This window comes from candidate division WOR-3 bacterium, assembly GCA_039801725.1.
Taxonomy (GTDB): Bacteria; Hydrothermota; Tepidihabitantia; order Tepidihabitantales; family DTDR01; genus DTDR01.
On the sequence record JBDRVE010000014.1, the window covers coordinates 6,297 to 21,896 of the forward strand.

Sequence of the window (15,600 nt, forward strand, 5' to 3'; positions counted from 1 at the left end):
GGTGGCTTGGTCAGCCCATATTGGTGGTTTTATTATTGGTCTAATAATGGGACTATTTTTTAGAAAAAGGAAAAAGAAAATAGATTATGAAATATACGATGGATAGATTGCTTTTACAACTAATTAGCAACAAAAATTAAAAGCAACTGTTCTTAATCTCTTCTAATTCTTTTCCTTTTTTAAAACATTCTTGTGCTTCTTCTTTTTTCCCCATTTTTTCAAGGATTTCGCCTTTATCGTACCACAATTGAGAATTATAGGGGTTTATTGTGATTGCTTCATTAATAAATCTTAATGCTTCCTCTAAACGATCCATTTCTTTTAATGCTAACGCTTTACCAGAAAATAATAAATAGGAATTGATATCATACTTTAAACCTTCGTCAAAACATTGAGAAGCCGTTTTCGCATCGCCCGTTTCTAAATAAAATAGTCCTAAGGAATACCAGTAATTACCAATTTTAGGATTTAGCTGAACTGCTTTTAATAGGTGATAATATGCCTTTTCTCCTTCTTTTTTTTCTAAATACAAAATTCCAATATTATGATGAACTTCGGAGGCTGCCGGATTTAAACTCAGCGCCTTTTGAAAAAGTTCTAACGCTTTTTCTTTTTCTTGAAGTTCATAATATACAACACCTTGATTAAAATATGCTTGCCAATCATTAGGATTGAGTTTGATGGCTCGTTCGTAATATTTTAATTCTTCTTTAATTCTTCCTAATTTACCTAAAATATAACCTTTTGATACCAAAATTTTTGAATCATTGGGCGCTAAAGTGATTGCCTGGTTAATTAATTTTAACGCCAAATCATATTTTTTAAGTTGACAAAAAATAAAACTGAGATTTAAAAGTGTTTCAATATCATTGGGATTTTCTTCAATAATCTCTTCTAATGGTTCAATCGCTTCTTCATATTTTTGTAAGGCGAGCAGAATATTTGCTTTTTCTTTTAAAATTTTTGTATCTCGGGGTCTTAATTCAAGTGCTTTGTTGATATATTTTAAAGCTTTTCCATAATCTTGTAATTGGAAATAAATTTGAGCCAATTGAAAATAGGGGAGAACATCGGTAGGAGAATATTTAATTGCTTTTTCAAAGGCTTCAATTGCCTTTTCATATTCTCCTCGATTGATTTGAATTATTCCTATCTCTTCCCAGCAAGCACTATTGGTGGGATCTTCTTTTAAAACTTCTTGAAAATAGAAGAGGGCTTTTTCCCAATCTTTTAACCGAAAATAAGCAAAACCTAAAGAGTATTTTGCTGAAAGGTTTTCTGGATCTAAATCAAGGATTCTTTCAAATATCTTTTTGGCATAATTAGGGTCAGAATAGATGTTAAGAAGAACACCAACTTTTTCTAAAATTGGTATGTCAGAATAATTAATATTTGCAAGGGTTTCGTCGATTTTACCATCTTTTATTGCTTTTAATAATTCTTTTGCTTTATTTATCTCTTCTTTTTCTTCCATTATTCAATCATCAGGATTTTAAATTTTGAGATTTTCTCATCGGCAGTTTTTAAAAAGATAAGATAGATACCTGTTGGTAGTTTCTTATCAATATTATAGGTTTGCCAACCTTTTTTGAAATATTTGTTTTCTTTTTTTATTAACTGACCATTAAGATTGTAAATAAAAATAGTATATTCTTTATCTTTTTGCGAGTAGAATGTTATCTTTTTCTTTTGGGGAATAATTGTTTTTCTTATTATTTCTTTATTGGAAGATTCTTCAATTGATACTTGCGGCGGATTAGGAGTAATTTTAATTACCCTTCCTTGTTTTAAACTGTCAAAACCGCGAGAAATCTGAGTGTTATAAAGAATGTTAATAAAAGAGGTTCCGGTTAGATTTTGAAAACCAACAGTATTAGAGAGGTAGTAATTATTAGAATAATATTGGAAAAGAATAACATTGTTACCATTAATTGTTCTTACCGTTGTATCATAAATAATAATCTGAAATTTATCCCACTGGTCTCTTGGTGAGAAATAATGGACAGAATCCCATTCAATAATTAACCGATGATTTAAAGAGTCAAAATAATACCAAATCCCGCCACCGGTTGGTGGATAATAATCATCCCAAGAACAAGCAAGATGATTTGGTATTTGGGAAGGTAAAGGAGTGTTGGAATAATCGGCTCTCGTTGTATAACCAATTGCTGCCCAGCCATTAGAACAAATAGATATTTGATTATAATAGGTATCATAATATTTAATTAAACCAAAATGACTTGGTAAATCAATTACCCTTGTTTCATCATCACCTAAATCTAATCGCACACCTTGGTTTCTTATTTCAACCCATTCATAATTTGGACATTCGGAATAGAAAGTATCAATATCTTCATAAACCCAATAAAAACCATCAGTTACTGGATCGCAAGGCCTTAATTCGCCAACCGTTATAGTAAATGGTAGAATTTGGGAAAAATTATCGCCATAAATTTTTAAAGTACATGGTATTGGAGTTTCTGGTATAATTCTTGGGCTAGCATAAACATAATAAAAATCAGATAAATTCATACTACTATCACCTGCTGGAATATTTCCGTAGACACCAATTGAATCAATTATTCTTAAACTGGTATCGGTTGATTTTAATATTGCATAAATATTATAACCATTTCCGTAACCGATATTTCTTAATTGAATAGCAATTGCGCACTCTTCACCAGGGTCTAATCTTCGATTATTATTTCCCGGTGGTGTATCCAAGGCATAAACAATTCCAGTTGTAAAAAGGGCAGTTCCCACTTTTAAATAAACCGAAGAAAGCCAGACGCTATCTAATTCGTCGTAACATCTTAAAATAAAATTAATCCGATAACCATTTGTGCAACTATTGGCGACTCGGAAAAGATAACCTTCTTCACCGGTATATGCTGAATCTTGTGGTAAAATATTACCGAAACTTTTTATACTATCAATCAAAATAATATTGGGATCAGGAAATTGTAAATTAAGTTTACCAACCACATTATTAATTTGTCGTGAAGAATAATTTCTTACCCAGAGAGGTAGGTTTATCTCTTCACCAGGATTAATAATTCCGTCGCCATTACCTCTTGGTGGATTATCGTCAATTAACCAACGATGAGCAACAACACCAAAAACAGGAATTAAAGAAATATCATCGGCGAAGACCTTCGCCCAACAATGACCTGCTCAACAACCGTTTGTAGAATCAAGAAGAACAACTCTTATTTTTTTAACAGCAAAAGGATTAATTCCTGGTAAATTGGCAAATTCTTCAAAAATATTTAAATTATAATCGTTCCAAAGAGTATCGGTAATTTCAATAAGATGTTGATTAGAAGTATTGGTCAAAGGACAATGGGGAGTTTTATAAATAAACATTGTACGACCAAGATAATTCTCGCTTTCATCAAGATATTCTAAAACTAATGAGGAAAAAGCAAAATAAGGAGCCGAAGGGTTAAGTTCTTGCGCCAACAATTTACCACTAAAAGAAAAATTCAAATAAATATGGGGAATCTCAATTGTTTGAAATATTTTTATATAATCAGCATCATATTTATAGAGATAAACTTCGTTATCTGGGTCAGGATGATGATAAGGAGATACATTTAAATCAGAAGTTCCTGTTCCTCTACTAATCTGCCAATAATTTAGACTATCCTCAAAGTTGCCATTGGGTATTAATTGTTGATTAAAAATAAAACTAACTAATAAAAAATAAATCATAAAATCTCCTATTTTTTAATTGCTTTTAAAAACTCATCAATTGGTATGGCAACATAAGTAGTTATTTGAATTGTTCCTCGGGCACCAAGTTCTGTTGAAATCTTAGCAATTGTTTCGTTATTCGGTGCTTCCAAAATATTAAGAAAATCAAAGTCGCCAAGAATCGCATACTGGGCAATAATCTTTGCTCCCATTTCTTCTACTTCTTCGTTTACTTCCTTTAGCCTTTGAGGATAATCCTTTAAAGTTTTTCTTCCTTCATCAGTCAATTTTGTTAATAAAATATAATAAGGCATCTTTCCTCCTTTTTATTTTTATAAAAGATTAACCAATTTTTATATAAAAATCAATATTTATTTCATTACCTCTTTTTTAGAAAAATCTCTAAAAAGAGAGAATTCTTCTAAAGGTAATATAGATTCTTTTTTTACAATATAATGAGCTAATGCCTTGCCAATTGCTGGGGCAAACATTAAACCGTGACCACACATTCCACAATTTAGATAAAATCCTTCAATTGGGGTTTCGCCAACAATTGGATTACCATCCGGAGTCATTTCATAACTTCCTGCCCATTGGCGCAAAATTCTTATTTCCTTTAATTTAGGAATTATTCTTGCCATTCTTCTGGGCATTTCAATAAAAAATTCAAAAGAACTTTCCAGAGAGTAACCGGGAACATTAGGCACTGGAGTATAACAACCAACAATGTTTCCAGTTTTATGTTTTTGCACAAAATAACATCCATCCATACGATAATCTACAATCATACAAGGAAAAAGATGTTCAACTTTTTCTGTTACAATAGCCTCGTGCCTTTCCGGTTCCACCGGAATATCTAAATTAACTAATTTCCCAATCTCTTTCGCATAAGGACCAGCACAGTTAATAATAATTGGCGAAGAAAAGTACTCATTCTTATCAGTTTTTAATCCAATTACTTTTGAATTTTTAGTTTCAATTTTTACTACTTTTTGAAAATTATAAAGTACTCCTTTATTTCTTTTTATTTCTTTTAAATAATTGAAAGTCAATTTAAAAGGATTAACTTGACCATCAGTAGGGCAAAAAGCACCTCCAAGAAGTCCTTCTGAATTTAAATCGGGGACAATTTTCTGACATTCTTCGGGAGACAAGAAGTTTACTGGTAAATTAAACTCTTGCTGGATTTTTATTGCTTTTAAATAATTTTCTTTTTCTTTTTCGGAATAAGCTAAAAAAAGATATCCTCCTTGATACCACTCAATATCCCACTTTAGTTCTTCTTGGTATTCCGTAAGTAGTTTTACGGATTGAATCATTAATTTAATAGTTGGTGGGTGAGCAAACTGTTGACGTACACCGCCAATACATCTCCCAGTTGAGCCAGCAGTAGGATAATCCTTCTCAATAATAGCCACTTTTAAGCCAAACTGAGATAAATAATACCCGGTAGCGGCACCAACTACTCCAGCGCCAATTATTACTATATCAAAATTGTTTTTCATTTTTCAAAATAATTTATAATTTTTTCAATGCTAATTGGTTTCAAGGGCGGTCGTTTTTTGGGAATTTTTTTTGGATCGCTAATTTTTAATAGTCGGATAAGAATATTAAAACAGGTTCTACCTTGACAATAACCCATGCCACAACGGGTTAATTTTTTGATTTCCTCTAAAGTAAACCCTCTTTTAACCAATTCTTCAATTTCTTGCCAAGTTATATCTTCACAACGACAAACAATAAAATTATCTCTTTTCATACCTTAATCATTCGAATTTTATCAGAATATTTCTTTTTTACACGAATTTGAATAATTGCACAGTGATTAAATTTTGGGTTTTCAATAACCCTTTCGACAGTTACTTTGCAAATCCTTTTGCCATTTCGATCTAATCCCCAGACTTTTGTTCCTTCTTTCGGTCTTGGTAAAAATTCATAGGGAATAGAAAGAAGAACTTCTTTTTTATTATAATCGTGGTTAATACCAAAAATGGCTAAACCTGGACATTTAGGAATACATAAAAGACAGCCAATACACTTATTATAATCAACTTTTGGAATATTAATCAAAGAATCTTTAATAGTGATTGCTTTTTTAGGGCATACGTCCACACAAGGATTACAGGGAATTCTTTCGGGACATTCGATAATAATTGTGAACCTTTTTTTAGTCTTTGCACTTTTTTCCATTTTATTAATCATAATAAAAAATTTATTTATGTCAAAAATTTGAAAATAAAAAGTGGTTAAATTATAATATAAAATGGAATTTAATTTTCTTTCTTTAATTAGAAAAAAAAGAGACGGTTTAGAATTAACGAAAAAAGAGATAGAAATTTTTATTAAAAAATTAGTGAACCAAGAAATCCCTGATTATCAGACTTCGGCTTTTTTAATGGCAATCTACTTTCAAGGTCTAAATTTCCGTGAGACAGCCGATTTAACATTAGCAATGATGAGATCGGGCAGAATTTTTAGATTTAAAGAAAAATATGTGGTGGATAAACATTCTACTGGTGGAGTAGGTGATAAAGTTTCATTAATTTTAGCGCCAATTTTGGCTGCTTTAGGATTTAAAATTCCAATGATTGCCGGAAGGGCTTTGGGACACACCGGTGGAACAATTGATAAGTTGGCTTCCATACCCAATTTTAAAACAAAACTTACCTATCAGGAATGCGAAAACGCAATAAAGGAAGTTGGATTTTTTATTGCTGAACAGACAGAAGAAATGGTGCCGGCTGATAAGTATTTGTATTCTCTTCGTGATGCTACCGCTACCGTTGAATCAATTCCTCTGATTGTCGCCAGTATTATGAGCAAAAAGTTAGCCGAAGATATAAATTTTTTATTATTGGATATAAAAACTGGAAACGGTGCCTTTTTAGAAAAGTTTGCCGACGCCAAAAAACTAGCTGAAACGATAATAAAGATTGGAAAGTTATTAAAAAAGAAAATAAGTGTTTTTATTACTGATATGAATCAGCCATTAGGCAAAGCCATAGGAAATAGCTTAGAAGTAATCGAAGCAATTGAATTTTTAAAGGGAAGCCAACCGATTGATTTGAAGGAGATTGTATTTACTTTCACGAAAGAATTCCTTATAAGAACTAAATTTGCAAAAAGTAAAGAAGAAGCAGAAGGGTTAATAAATAAAGTAATTAAAGAGGGAAAGGCTTTAGAAAAATTTCGAGAAATGATAAAAAATCAAGGTGGAAAAGAAGCGATAATTGAAAATTATAATTTGTTGCCAAAAGCAAGATACCAAGAATATTATCTTGCTCCACAAAACGGTTATATTTTTCATATTGATACTAAAAAAATTGGGTTTCTTTGTAATTTTTTAGGTGGTGGACGGACAAAAATAGGTGAAGAAATTGATTATTCCGTTGGTTTTATTTTTGCTAAAAAAGTTGGCGAAAAAGTGGAGAAAGGAACGCCGATATTAGAAATTCATGCAAACGATAAAAGGAAATTAAAAGAAGTAAAAAGAAGATTGAAAGAAATAATTTTGATAAGAGAAAAAAAGCCTAAATTATTGCCTTTGATTTATTGGCATGGAAGAACTTAAAAAAATAATAGATTATATAAAAAAACAACAAATTTTAAATAAAGGAGTAGAAATTCTTTTCCAAATTTACAAAAAGCACGATTTTTATTTAGTAGGAGGGACAATTCGAGATATAATTTTGAATAAAGACCCTTTGGATTTTGACTTTGTTGTTTATGGGAGTGGAATAAAAGGAGCGAAAATTTTCGGAGAAAAAATGAAGGGGAAATTTATTCTTTTGTCTGAAAAGGATGATGAAGCAAGAGTTGTGGCTTATAAAACTATCTTTGATTTTAAAGGGCTTAATAAAAAAACTATTATTGCTGATCTTTCGGAAAGAGATTTTACTATAAATGCGATTGCCTTCTCTTTTAAAGAAAACAAATTACTTGATCCCTTCAAAGGTATCAAAGATTTAAAAAATAAAAAAATCCGCTTAACAAATGATTTTGTCCTTCACCAGGACCCTTTAAGAATATTAAGAGCAATCAGATTTGCCTCTCAATTGGGTTTTAAAATTGATAAAAAAATCTTAGAAATCAGCAAAGAAATCTCTCTTCAAGAAGTAGCAAAAGAAAGAATAAATTATGAACTTTTTCAAATTTTAGCTACTGATAAAAGTTATGCCTACATTAAAAAACTTTATGATTTAAAACTTTTAGCACAAATCTTTTCAATCAACTCTTCTTTTTTTGATGATAAATATTTAATAAGGCATTCTTTAAAGACTTACAAAAAAATTGAAGAAATTATCGCTACTCAAGAATTTTTTGGTCAATTTCAAAAAGAATGGGAAGAGTATTTTTCAATTCCTCATAGTAAAGAAATTTTGAAGTTGGCGGGATTATTTCACGATGTCGCAAAACCGCTGACAATTAAAAAGAATGAGAATGGGGAAATTCATTTTTATGGTCACGAAGCAGTTGGGGCGAGACTGATAAAAAAAGTTTTCAAAAATTTAAAATTTTCTAATGATGATATTCATCATATTACTAACTTAGTATTTTATCACATGCGCCTTCATCTTTTAGCTTCGGCTCCCATCTTAACGGATCGAGCAATAAGAAGATTTTTCCGTGATTTAAAAAATTATGCTTTTGGTTTGATGATTCTTACTTATGCTGATGGTTATGCAACAGCCGGCTATACCAAACATTTAGAAAAAACAATAAAAAGAATGATTGAGTTAAAAAGAAAGGAGGAAGAAGAAAAGAAAAAGATAAAATTAATAAGTGGCTATGATTTAATTGATTTAGGATTAAAACCTGGACCTATTTTTAAAAAAATTTTACATGAAATAGAAAATTTATTTTTGGAAGGTAAAATTAAAAATAAAGAAGAAGCAATAACTTATGTGAAAGAAAATTATTTATCTTAAGGCGGTCTTAAAAAGTTCTTCTTGAGAATTAACCAATTTCAATAGTTCAATAGCCTTTTTAACATGGGGATCAAATTTTAGAAGAGTTTCGTATCGGGCTTTCATTCCACCGACTTTGTCAGCAATTTCCACTGCCAAATCTCTTATTATCTCTTCTTCGTTCTTGGCAATTTCTTCTTCATCAAATTCAATCTTTTTTTCTTTTAAATAAGGAACAAATTCCTTATCAATAAAATCTTTGGTAATGGAAATAGGTAGTTTTAATTCCTTTTTCTCCGAATGATATTTAACCGCAAATTTAAAGAAGATATTTTCTTGACGAAGTTTGGTCATAAATTTAGAAAGGGGTTGATAGGGTAGATAGATATCAGGAGCGATGCCGCCGCCGCCATAAATTTGTCGTTTCATTTTTCCAATTGTTCGATAAATTTGTTTTTGTTCTTTTTCTTTCAAGGAGTCCTTTTTTGTTTTTTTATGGATACAACGACCACTGGGAGTGTACCAATAAGCAGTGGTTATTTTAAGAGCCGTATTATCATCCAAAGGACGAATATTTTGAACAGAACCTTTACCAAAGGTTGTTTCTCCAATAATTAGTGCTCTTTCATAATCTTGTAAAGCACCGGCAACAATTTCAGTGGCCGAAGCACTTCCCCGGTCGACCAATACCACCATTGGATAATTTTTATATTTTGGTTCTTCTAATGTATAAAAAACTCTTTCGGTTTGTGGATTTTTCCCCTTTACCTTTACGACAATACTGCCCTTTTCTAAGAAAAGACTAGCCACTCCCACTCCTTCTTGTAACAAACCACCGGAGTTTGATCTTAAATCCAAGATTAATTTTTTTATTCTTTCTTTGCCAAAAAGTGAATCAAGGGTATTTTTTAACTCTTCCTCCGCCAATGTTGAAAAATCGGCTAATCGGATATAACCAATTTCGTTATCTACTTTTCCCGCATAAGGAATGGCGTGGATTTTAATAATTTCTCTTGTTAAAGTAAAATTAAGTTCTTCTTCTACTCCCTCTCTTTTTATAGTTACTTTTACTTTTGTTCCTGGTTCTCCTCTCAATTTTTTAACTGCCTCTTCCAAAGAGATTCCTTCGGTCGAAATGTCATTAATTTTAATTATTTTGTCTCCAGCAATTATCCCTGCCCGATAAGCCGGAGTTCCTTCAATAGGGGAGATTACTGTCAATTGATTATCCTGAATACCGATTTGAATTCCGATTCCCCCAAATTGAGCCTCTGTTTTAATTTTTAAATCTTGATATTCTTCTTCGGTTAAATATTGAGTATAGGGATCCAAGGAATTTAACATTCCATCAATCGCTGATTTTATTAAATCATTAGGATTTACTTCCTCAACATAATCCCTCGTAACAATATCAAGAATTTTAGAAAAGATTTGAAGAGATTGAAAAATATTTTGTTTTTGTGCCCAAAGATTTGTTCCTAAATAGGAAAAAAGAAAAGCAGAAATAATAATAACTAAAATAATAACAATTTTTTTATTTTTACTCATATTACTCCTTTTTTAGTTAAAAATTTTATTACCTCCGTTCTAATTTCTAAATGTAAATCTTCAATACTTTTATCCCCATTAAAAATTTTTATTCTTTTGGGAGCTCGTTTTGCCAGAAGAAGATAAGTGTTTCTTACTCTTTCGTAAAATTCTTCAGCTTCTTTTTCCAGCCGATCTCTTTTTTCGTTTTTTATTCTTTCTTGGCTAAGAGAGATTGGTATATCAATAAGAATAGTAAGATCTGGTTTCAATTTGTTAGTAGCGTATTTATTAATTTGGCTTACTTTTTCCAAACCTAAATTTCGTCCCCCTCCTTGATAGGCTAAGGTAGAATCACTAAAACGGTCAGAAATTACAATTTTTCCTTCTTGTAAAGATGGCAAAATAACTTCTGCTAATAATTGAGTTCGTGCCGCGAGATATAAAAAAAATTCTGTTTTTGGATTCATTTTAATATTTCTTTCATCAAGAAGAATTTTTCTAATTTCTTCACCAATTCTTGTGCCCCCAGGTTCATAAACTAATAAACAAGGAAGTTTTCTTTCTTTCAAATACTCATAAAGTAATTTTGCCTGAGTAGTTTTTCCACATCCTTCAATTCCTTCAAAAGTTATCAAAAGTCCTCGCAATTTATTTTTTTGTTTTCAATCCATATTTTTTTATAAACTGTTCTAATTTTTCTCGAGCAAGATGATCGGGTATTTGTTTTGGCGGTGTTTTCATAAAGTAGCAAGAGGGTTCGATTATTGCTCCACTTAAGTTGTTATCTAACGCTAATTTTGCACAGCGGATAGCGTCAATTACTACTCCTGCGGAGTTGGGTGAATCCCATACCTCTAATTTTAATTCTAAATTTAAAGGGACATCCCCAAAAGTTCTTCCTTCAATTCGAATATAAGCCCATTTTCTATCTTTTAACCAAGCAACATAATCAGAAGGTCCGATATAAATATTTTCTTCGCCAATATCATAAGGAATCAAAGAGGTTACCGCTTTTGTTTTAGAAATTTTCTTTGACTGTAGTCGTGAACGTTCAAGCATATTTAAAAAATCAGTGTTACCGCCAACATTTAATTGACTTGTTCTTTCAATCTTTACCCCTCGTTCAATAAAAAGATGGGTCAAAACTCGGTGAACAATTGTTGCTCCTACTTGGGATTTAATATCGTCACCAATAACCGGTAACTTTGCTTCTTTAAAACGATTTTGCCAGTACTTTTCTGAAGCGATAAATACTGGAATGCAGTTAACGAAAGCACATTTTGCTTTTAGTGTCTGTTCAACATACCACTTAGTAGCCTCTTCACTTCCCACTGGTAGAAAATTTACTACCACATCGGTTTTCGTTTCTCTTAAAATTCGCACAATATCAGCAGTTGGACCAGGTGCCTTTTCAATAATTTGTGAAAGATAATATCCTAAACCATCGTGGGTCATTCCCCGTACCACTTTTACATTTAATTTAGGAACGTCACAAAATTTGTAAGTATTATTAGGATAGGTGAAAATTGCTTGGGCTAAATCTTTTCCTACTTTTCTTTTATCAATATCAATCCCAACTGTGAACTCAATATCCGAGATATGATAACCACCAAGATTAACATGCATTATACCAGGGATAAGATCTCCTTCCTTAGCATTTCGATAATAATAAACTCCTTGAACTAAACTAGAAGCACAATTACCCACACCAATAATAGCTACTCTAATTTTGGGCATAACTCCTCCTTAATTAATATTTAAAAAAGGGTTAACTTTTTTAATTTTATAAAAATAATCAAATTCTCCATGACCAGGATAAACTATCTGGTCATCTTTTATTATTTGACTTAATTTTTTTAAGGATTCAAAAATTTTTTTCTCATTTCCACCAGGGAAATCGGTACGACCTATAGAATCAAAAAAAAGAGTATCACCGGTAAAAACAAACTTATCATTGTATAAAGAAATACTTCCTTCGGTGTGTCCAGGAGTATGGATTATTTTAAATTCTAACTCTCCAATTTTTATTATATCACCGTCTTTAAGCAATAAATCTGCCTTTTGAGACACATAGGAATAACCAAAAAGAAGAGATAAATTTTTTTCTGGCGAACCTAATAATTCACTGTCTAATTCGTGAATCAATAATTGACAATTGAATTCTTTTAATAATTCGTTATTACTACTAATATGGTCAATATGACCATGGGTATTGAGAATATATTTAACCTTCCCCTTTAACTTTTTTATTTCTTTTATAATTCTTTCGCTTTCAAAAGCTGGGTCGATCACCAAAATTTCTTCTTTTGATTTCACAATGTAGGTATTGGTGAGAACTTCGCCCACAGGCAATCTGATAATTTCACCCATTTTGTTTGAATATAACTTTGTCCCTAACTATTAGAATTCCTTCTTTTCTGAGTAATTCTATTTTCTTTTTTGCCCCTAAGGAATAACCGCCAATTTTTCCATCGCTCCTTATTACTCGATGGCAGGGAATTATAATTGGATAAGGATTTCTTTTTAATGCTTGACCAACTGCGCGAGCTAAATTCTTATTTCCTAATTTTATTGCTACTTCTTGGTACGTCATTACTTTTCCTTTTGGAATTTCTTTTACAATTGCTAATACTTTCTTAGTGAACTCAGTCATTTTAAAAAAATCAAACTCTTTAAATTTTAATTAATCTTTTTAAAAAGTCAATAAGGTTGAAATTACTTTTCTTTTCTCCTAAAATATAATTGATGGAAAAATCATTTTCTAAGTTTGCTCAATTTTATGATGAATTTATGTTGAAATTGGTTAATTATGAAGCTTGGGTGGATTATGTAATTGATATTTGGAATCTTTTTAGTTTAAAGCCAAAAATTGTTTTAGATTTAGCTTGTGGTACAGGGATTCCTTCTCTTATTCTTTTAAAAAAAGGTTTTCAAGTTATCGGTGTAGATAAAAGCAAAGAGATGTTAGAAATTTTTAAAAAGAAAATAGAAAGATATCCTGAGTTAAAAAGCCAGCTCACAATTATTGAAAGTGATGCAGTCAATTTCATTTTAGATACTCAGGTAGATGCAGCGGTATCTTTTTATGATAGTATTAATTATTTATTGACTGAACAAGAATTAGAAAGGTGTTTTTCTTTAGTTTATAAATTCTTAAGAGAAAAGGGAATTTTTAGTTTTGATATGAATACTATTTTCGTCTTAGAAAAGTTCTGGGATAATAATAAGTTTGTAAGAGAAAGTGAGAGTTTAAAAACTCTTTGGGAAAATAAATTTGATAAAAAGTTAAAAATTTCTACTCTTTATTTAAAATGTTACTTAAAAGATAAGAAAGAATCTTTTGTAGAAATTCATCAAGAACGGGGGTACGAATATAAAACAATAATTCAACTTTTAAAAAAAGTTGGCTTTCGCAGAATTAAAGTTTTCCAACATCTTACCTTTTTACCTGCTAAAAAAGATTCTTTGAGAGTAATGTTCGTTGCTTTAAAATAATTTTTATTTTTCCCAAAGCTTCTTTTAATTTCTTTTGATTTTCTTTTTTATTTAACCACACATTAGCTCCTGAAGGATGGGGTAAAGGAATAATTAAAGAATCTTTCCAATGGAAAATATTGCCCACAACTTCGTCCATTCTTTTTTTTCCTAAGACTGCTTGGATTGCTAAGATTCCTACAGGAATAATTAACTTTGGTTTAAGAAGTTTTATTTCTGAATGAAGATAAGGCAAACAATTTTTTAATTCGAATGCTTTTGGAGAGCGATTACTTCCTAAATAACATTTTATCACTTGAGTAATATAAATTTTTTCTCTTATTTCTTTCTCGGAGAGACCAATTTCTTGAAACCAAGAAAAAAGTTTTTTACCTGCCGGTCCCACAAAAGGTATTGTTAATTCATTTTCTTTTTTCCCGGGGGCTTGACCAATAATTAGTATTTGAGCGTTTTTTATAGGTGAAAAAACAGGTTGATATTTCACTAAATGACGACATTTTTTACATTTTTTAATTTTATTTATCAAACTATCAATAGAAAGAATAGAGGCAACCACAATATTTTTGGGAATAAATTACTAATTTTTTAATCTCTTCTTTCTTTACAAAAAAGATTTCTTTTAAAGTGAAATAATTAATATTTTCCTTTTCTGCTATTTTGTTGCCCAAAGAATCAAGCAAATTTTTATCTTTCTGAGGGCTAGCAATTAAGGTAGTAGAGAAATAAAAGAAATTATTTTCTTTAGCAAATTGGGCAGTTTTTTCTAATCTTATCTGGAAACAAATTTCACATCTTTTTCCACCCTCTTTTTCCTTTCGGTATTCTTTTGTTTTATTTAAAAAATCAATTGGCCTGTAAATAGGCACAATTAATTCCAAATTTTTCTGTTGAGAAATCTTTTCAACAGCTCTTAGTCTTTTTTCGTATTCTTGAAAAGGAAGAATATTAGGATTATAATAAAAAATAATTATTTTAAAATCTTCTTTCAGAGAATTTAAAAAATTTAAAAGACAAATTGCACAGCAGGTATGTAAAAGGAGGTTATTTTCCACTTACTTCACATTTTTTGAGAAGTTTTTGATATTTTTCATCTACATATCTTTGGAATTCTTCTAAAAGATGTTTATTTTTTTCTTCAAATAAATGAGCAAATCTTCCTTGCAATTTTAACCATTCTATTATTGGTTTTGGTTCAGAAGGTCTATAATTTAAACGGTAAACTCCGTTTTCGTATTCGTAAAGTGGCCAAAAGTTTGTTTCCACTGCTAAACGGGAAATTTCAATTGTTAATGAAGGTAAATGTCCCCACCCTAAAGGACAAGGAACCAAAATATTAATAAATGTTGGACCCTCATAAGACTGAGCCTTTTCTACCTTTCTAATTAAGTCGTGAAAGAAAGCCACAGTAGTTTGGGCTGCGTACGGAACTTCGTGAGCAATAACGATTTCCATTATATCTTTCCTCGGTTGCAATTTTCCTGGCAATTTTTCTCCTTTGGGAGAAGTGGTTGTGTGGGCAAATTGTGGAGTAGCAGAAGAACGTTGAATCCCCGTATTCATATATGCTTGGTTATCAGTACAAACATAGAGAAAACTGTGTCTTCTCTCAATTGCTCCTGATAAAGCTTGGAAGCCAATATCATAAGTTCCGCCATCGCCACCAAAAACGATAAAATAAATTTTTTTGTTTATCTTTCCTTTTCGAGACAAAACTCGATAAGCAGCTTCCATACCAGAGATGGTAGCAGCAGCATTTTCAAAAGCTGAATGGAACATAGAAACCTGCCAGGCAGTATGGGGGAAAATTGTGGAAACAATTTCTAAACAACCAGTAGGCATAGCGCAAGCGATCGGTTTTTTACTAGCCAATAATACCTGTCTTACAGCTAAAACTTCGCCACACCCAGCACAGGCTCGGTGGCCAGAGCTAAAAAGTTCTTCTTCTTTTAATAAGTCCTTTATATTTTTCATA

Annotated in this window: 18 protein-coding genes; 3 read left to right on the top strand and 15 right to left on the bottom strand. The window is 31.1% G+C overall.

The genetic code is table 11. The features are described 5' to 3' along the window. Positions 1-136 precede the first annotated feature (136 nt). From ABIK75_04185 to ABIK75_04215, 7 genes are all read right to left on the bottom strand, one after another. A complete protein-coding gene (locus ABIK75_04185) occupies positions 137-1,474 on the bottom strand; it encodes a tetratricopeptide repeat protein (GenBank protein MEO0090285.1) in 1,338 nt (445 codons plus the stop codon). Further along, entirely contained in the window at positions 1,474-2,985 is a 1,512-nt protein-coding gene (locus ABIK75_04190; protein MEO0090286.1) for a T9SS type A sorting domain-containing protein, read from the bottom strand. Before ABIK75_04190 ends, ABIK75_04185 begins: the two co-directional genes overlap by 1 nt. 189 nt (positions 2,986-3,174) lie before the next feature. Beyond that, entirely contained in the window at positions 3,175-3,714 is a 540-nt protein-coding gene (locus ABIK75_04195; GenBank protein MEO0090287.1) for a hypothetical protein, read from the bottom strand. An 8-nt stretch (positions 3,715-3,722) separates the two neighbouring features. After that, entirely contained in the window at positions 3,723-4,010 is a 288-nt protein-coding gene (locus tag ABIK75_04200; protein MEO0090288.1) for a GYD domain-containing protein, read from the bottom strand. 57 nt (positions 4,011-4,067) lie between these two features. Continuing rightward, positions 4,068-5,201, bottom strand: coding sequence for an FAD-binding oxidoreductase (locus ABIK75_04205; protein MEO0090289.1), 1,134 nt, complete (start codon positions 5,199-5,201; stop codon positions 4,068-4,070). After that, on the bottom strand, positions 5,198-5,455 hold the full coding sequence (locus ABIK75_04210; GenBank protein ID MEO0090290.1) for a (2Fe-2S)-binding protein: 258 nt from the start codon (positions 5,453-5,455) through the stop codon (positions 5,198-5,200). Before ABIK75_04210 ends, ABIK75_04205 begins: the two co-directional genes overlap by 4 nt. Beyond that, entirely contained in the window at positions 5,452-5,886 is a 435-nt protein-coding gene (locus tag ABIK75_04215; GenBank protein MEO0090291.1) for a 4Fe-4S dicluster domain-containing protein, read from the bottom strand. Before ABIK75_04215 ends, ABIK75_04210 begins: the two co-directional genes overlap by 4 nt. A gap of 73 nt (positions 5,887-5,959) precedes the next feature. Here ABIK75_04215 and ABIK75_04220 point away from each other — a divergent pair, with 73 nt between their 5' ends. Together ABIK75_04220 and ABIK75_04225 are read left to right on the top strand one after the other, a co-directional pair. Continuing rightward, positions 5,960-7,267, top strand: coding sequence for a thymidine phosphorylase (locus ABIK75_04220; protein ID MEO0090292.1), 1,308 nt, complete (start codon positions 5,960-5,962; stop codon positions 7,265-7,267). Beyond that, positions 7,254-8,624 (top strand): HD domain-containing protein, encoded by a 1,371-nt coding sequence (locus ABIK75_04225; protein MEO0090293.1) that lies wholly within the window; start codon positions 7,254-7,256, stop codon positions 8,622-8,624. The genes ABIK75_04220 and ABIK75_04225 overlap by 14 nt, the downstream gene beginning before the upstream one ends. Here the strand turns inward: ABIK75_04225 and ABIK75_04230 are convergent. The 5 genes from ABIK75_04230 to ABIK75_04250 are packed head-to-tail and all read right to left on the bottom strand — an operon-like array spanning position 8,616 to position 12,786. After that, positions 8,616-10,151 (bottom strand): S41 family peptidase, encoded by a 1,536-nt coding sequence (locus ABIK75_04230; protein ID MEO0090294.1) that lies wholly within the window; start codon positions 10,149-10,151, stop codon positions 8,616-8,618. The two genes, ABIK75_04225 and ABIK75_04230, sit on opposite strands and share 9 nt — an antisense overlap. Further along, entirely contained in the window at positions 10,148-10,768 is a 621-nt protein-coding gene (gene tmk, locus ABIK75_04235; protein ID MEO0090295.1) for a dTMP kinase, read from the bottom strand. Before tmk ends, ABIK75_04230 begins: the two co-directional genes overlap by 4 nt. Before the next feature lie 13 nt (positions 10,769-10,781). Beyond that, positions 10,782-11,870: an inositol-3-phosphate synthase gene (locus ABIK75_04240; protein ID MEO0090296.1), complete on the bottom strand. Its 1,089-nt coding sequence runs from the start codon at positions 11,868-11,870 to the stop codon at positions 10,782-10,784. 9 nt (positions 11,871-11,879) lie between these two features. Then, positions 11,880-12,503, bottom strand: coding sequence for an MBL fold metallo-hydrolase (locus ABIK75_04245; GenBank protein MEO0090297.1), 624 nt, complete (start codon positions 12,501-12,503; stop codon positions 11,880-11,882). Continuing rightward, on the bottom strand, positions 12,496-12,786 hold the full coding sequence (locus ABIK75_04250; protein MEO0090298.1) for an MGMT family protein: 291 nt from the start codon (positions 12,784-12,786) through the stop codon (positions 12,496-12,498). Before ABIK75_04250 ends, ABIK75_04245 begins: the two co-directional genes overlap by 8 nt. A 92-nt stretch (positions 12,787-12,878) precedes the next feature. On the opposite strand from ABIK75_04250, the gene ABIK75_04255 reads away from it, so the two are divergent. After that, positions 12,879-13,628 carry a class I SAM-dependent methyltransferase gene (locus ABIK75_04255; protein ID MEO0090299.1) on the top strand — a complete coding sequence of 250 codons (750 nt, stop codon included), beginning with the start codon at positions 12,879-12,881 and terminating at the stop codon, positions 13,626-13,628. Here the strand turns inward: ABIK75_04255 and ABIK75_04260 are convergent. Genes ABIK75_04260 through ABIK75_04270 form a run of 3 tightly spaced genes read right to left on the bottom strand, consistent with a single transcriptional unit; the run spans position 13,585 to position 15,599 of the window. After that, positions 13,585-14,184 (bottom strand): uracil-DNA glycosylase, encoded by a 600-nt coding sequence (locus ABIK75_04260; GenBank protein MEO0090300.1) that lies wholly within the window; start codon positions 14,182-14,184, stop codon positions 13,585-13,587. The genes ABIK75_04255 and ABIK75_04260 overlap by 44 nt on opposite strands. Continuing rightward, on the bottom strand, positions 14,159-14,680 hold the full coding sequence (locus ABIK75_04265) for an epoxyqueuosine reductase QueH (protein ID MEO0090301.1): 522 nt from the start codon (positions 14,678-14,680) through the stop codon (positions 14,159-14,161). Before ABIK75_04265 ends, ABIK75_04260 begins: the two co-directional genes overlap by 26 nt. Beyond that, entirely contained in the window at positions 14,670-15,599 is a 930-nt protein-coding gene (locus tag ABIK75_04270; protein MEO0090302.1) for a thiamine pyrophosphate-dependent enzyme, read from the bottom strand. Before ABIK75_04270 ends, ABIK75_04265 begins: the two co-directional genes overlap by 11 nt. Position 15,600 lies beyond the last annotated feature (1 nt).

Excerpts from the sequence above, each read along its gene's own strand:
- ABIK75_04185 (MEO0090285.1), bottom strand. The coding sequence starts at position 1,474 with ATGGAAGAAAAAGAAGAGATAAATAAAGCAAAAGAATTATTAAAAGCA.
- ABIK75_04195 (MEO0090287.1), bottom strand. The coding sequence starts at position 3,714 with ATGATTTATTTTTTATTAGTTAGTTTTATTTTTAATCAACAATTAATA.
- ABIK75_04200 (MEO0090288.1), bottom strand. The coding sequence starts at position 4,010 with ATGCCTTATTATATTTTATTAACAAAATTGACTGATGAAGGAAGAAAA.
- ABIK75_04205 (MEO0090289.1), bottom strand. The coding sequence starts at position 5,201 with ATGAAAAACAATTTTGATATAGTAATAATTGGCGCTGGAGTAGTTGGT.
- ABIK75_04210 (MEO0090290.1), bottom strand. The coding sequence starts at position 5,455 with ATGAAAAGAGATAATTTTATTGTTTGTCGTTGTGAAGATATAACTTGG.
- ABIK75_04215 (MEO0090291.1), bottom strand. The coding sequence starts at position 5,886 with ATGGAAAAAAGTGCAAAGACTAAAAAAAGGTTCACAATTATTATCGAA.
- ABIK75_04220 (MEO0090292.1), top strand. The coding sequence starts at position 5,960 with ATGGAATTTAATTTTCTTTCTTTAATTAGAAAAAAAAGAGACGGTTTA.
- ABIK75_04225 (MEO0090293.1), top strand. The coding sequence starts at position 7,254 with ATGGAAGAACTTAAAAAAATAATAGATTATATAAAAAAACAACAAATT.
- ABIK75_04230 (MEO0090294.1), bottom strand. The coding sequence starts at position 10,151 with ATGAGTAAAAATAAAAAAATTGTTATTATTTTAGTTATTATTATTTCT.
- ABIK75_04240 (MEO0090296.1), bottom strand. The coding sequence starts at position 11,870 with ATGCCCAAAATTAGAGTAGCTATTATTGGTGTGGGTAATTGTGCTTCT.
- ABIK75_04245 (MEO0090297.1), bottom strand. The coding sequence starts at position 12,503 with ATGGGTGAAATTATCAGATTGCCTGTGGGCGAAGTTCTCACCAATACC.
- ABIK75_04250 (MEO0090298.1), bottom strand. The coding sequence starts at position 12,786 with ATGACTGAGTTCACTAAGAAAGTATTAGCAATTGTAAAAGAAATTCCA.
- ABIK75_04255 (MEO0090299.1), top strand. The coding sequence starts at position 12,879 with ATGGAAAAATCATTTTCTAAGTTTGCTCAATTTTATGATGAATTTATG.
- ABIK75_04270 (MEO0090302.1), bottom strand. The coding sequence starts at position 15,599 with ATGAAAAATATAAAGGACTTATTAAAAGAAGAAGAACTTTTTAGCTCT.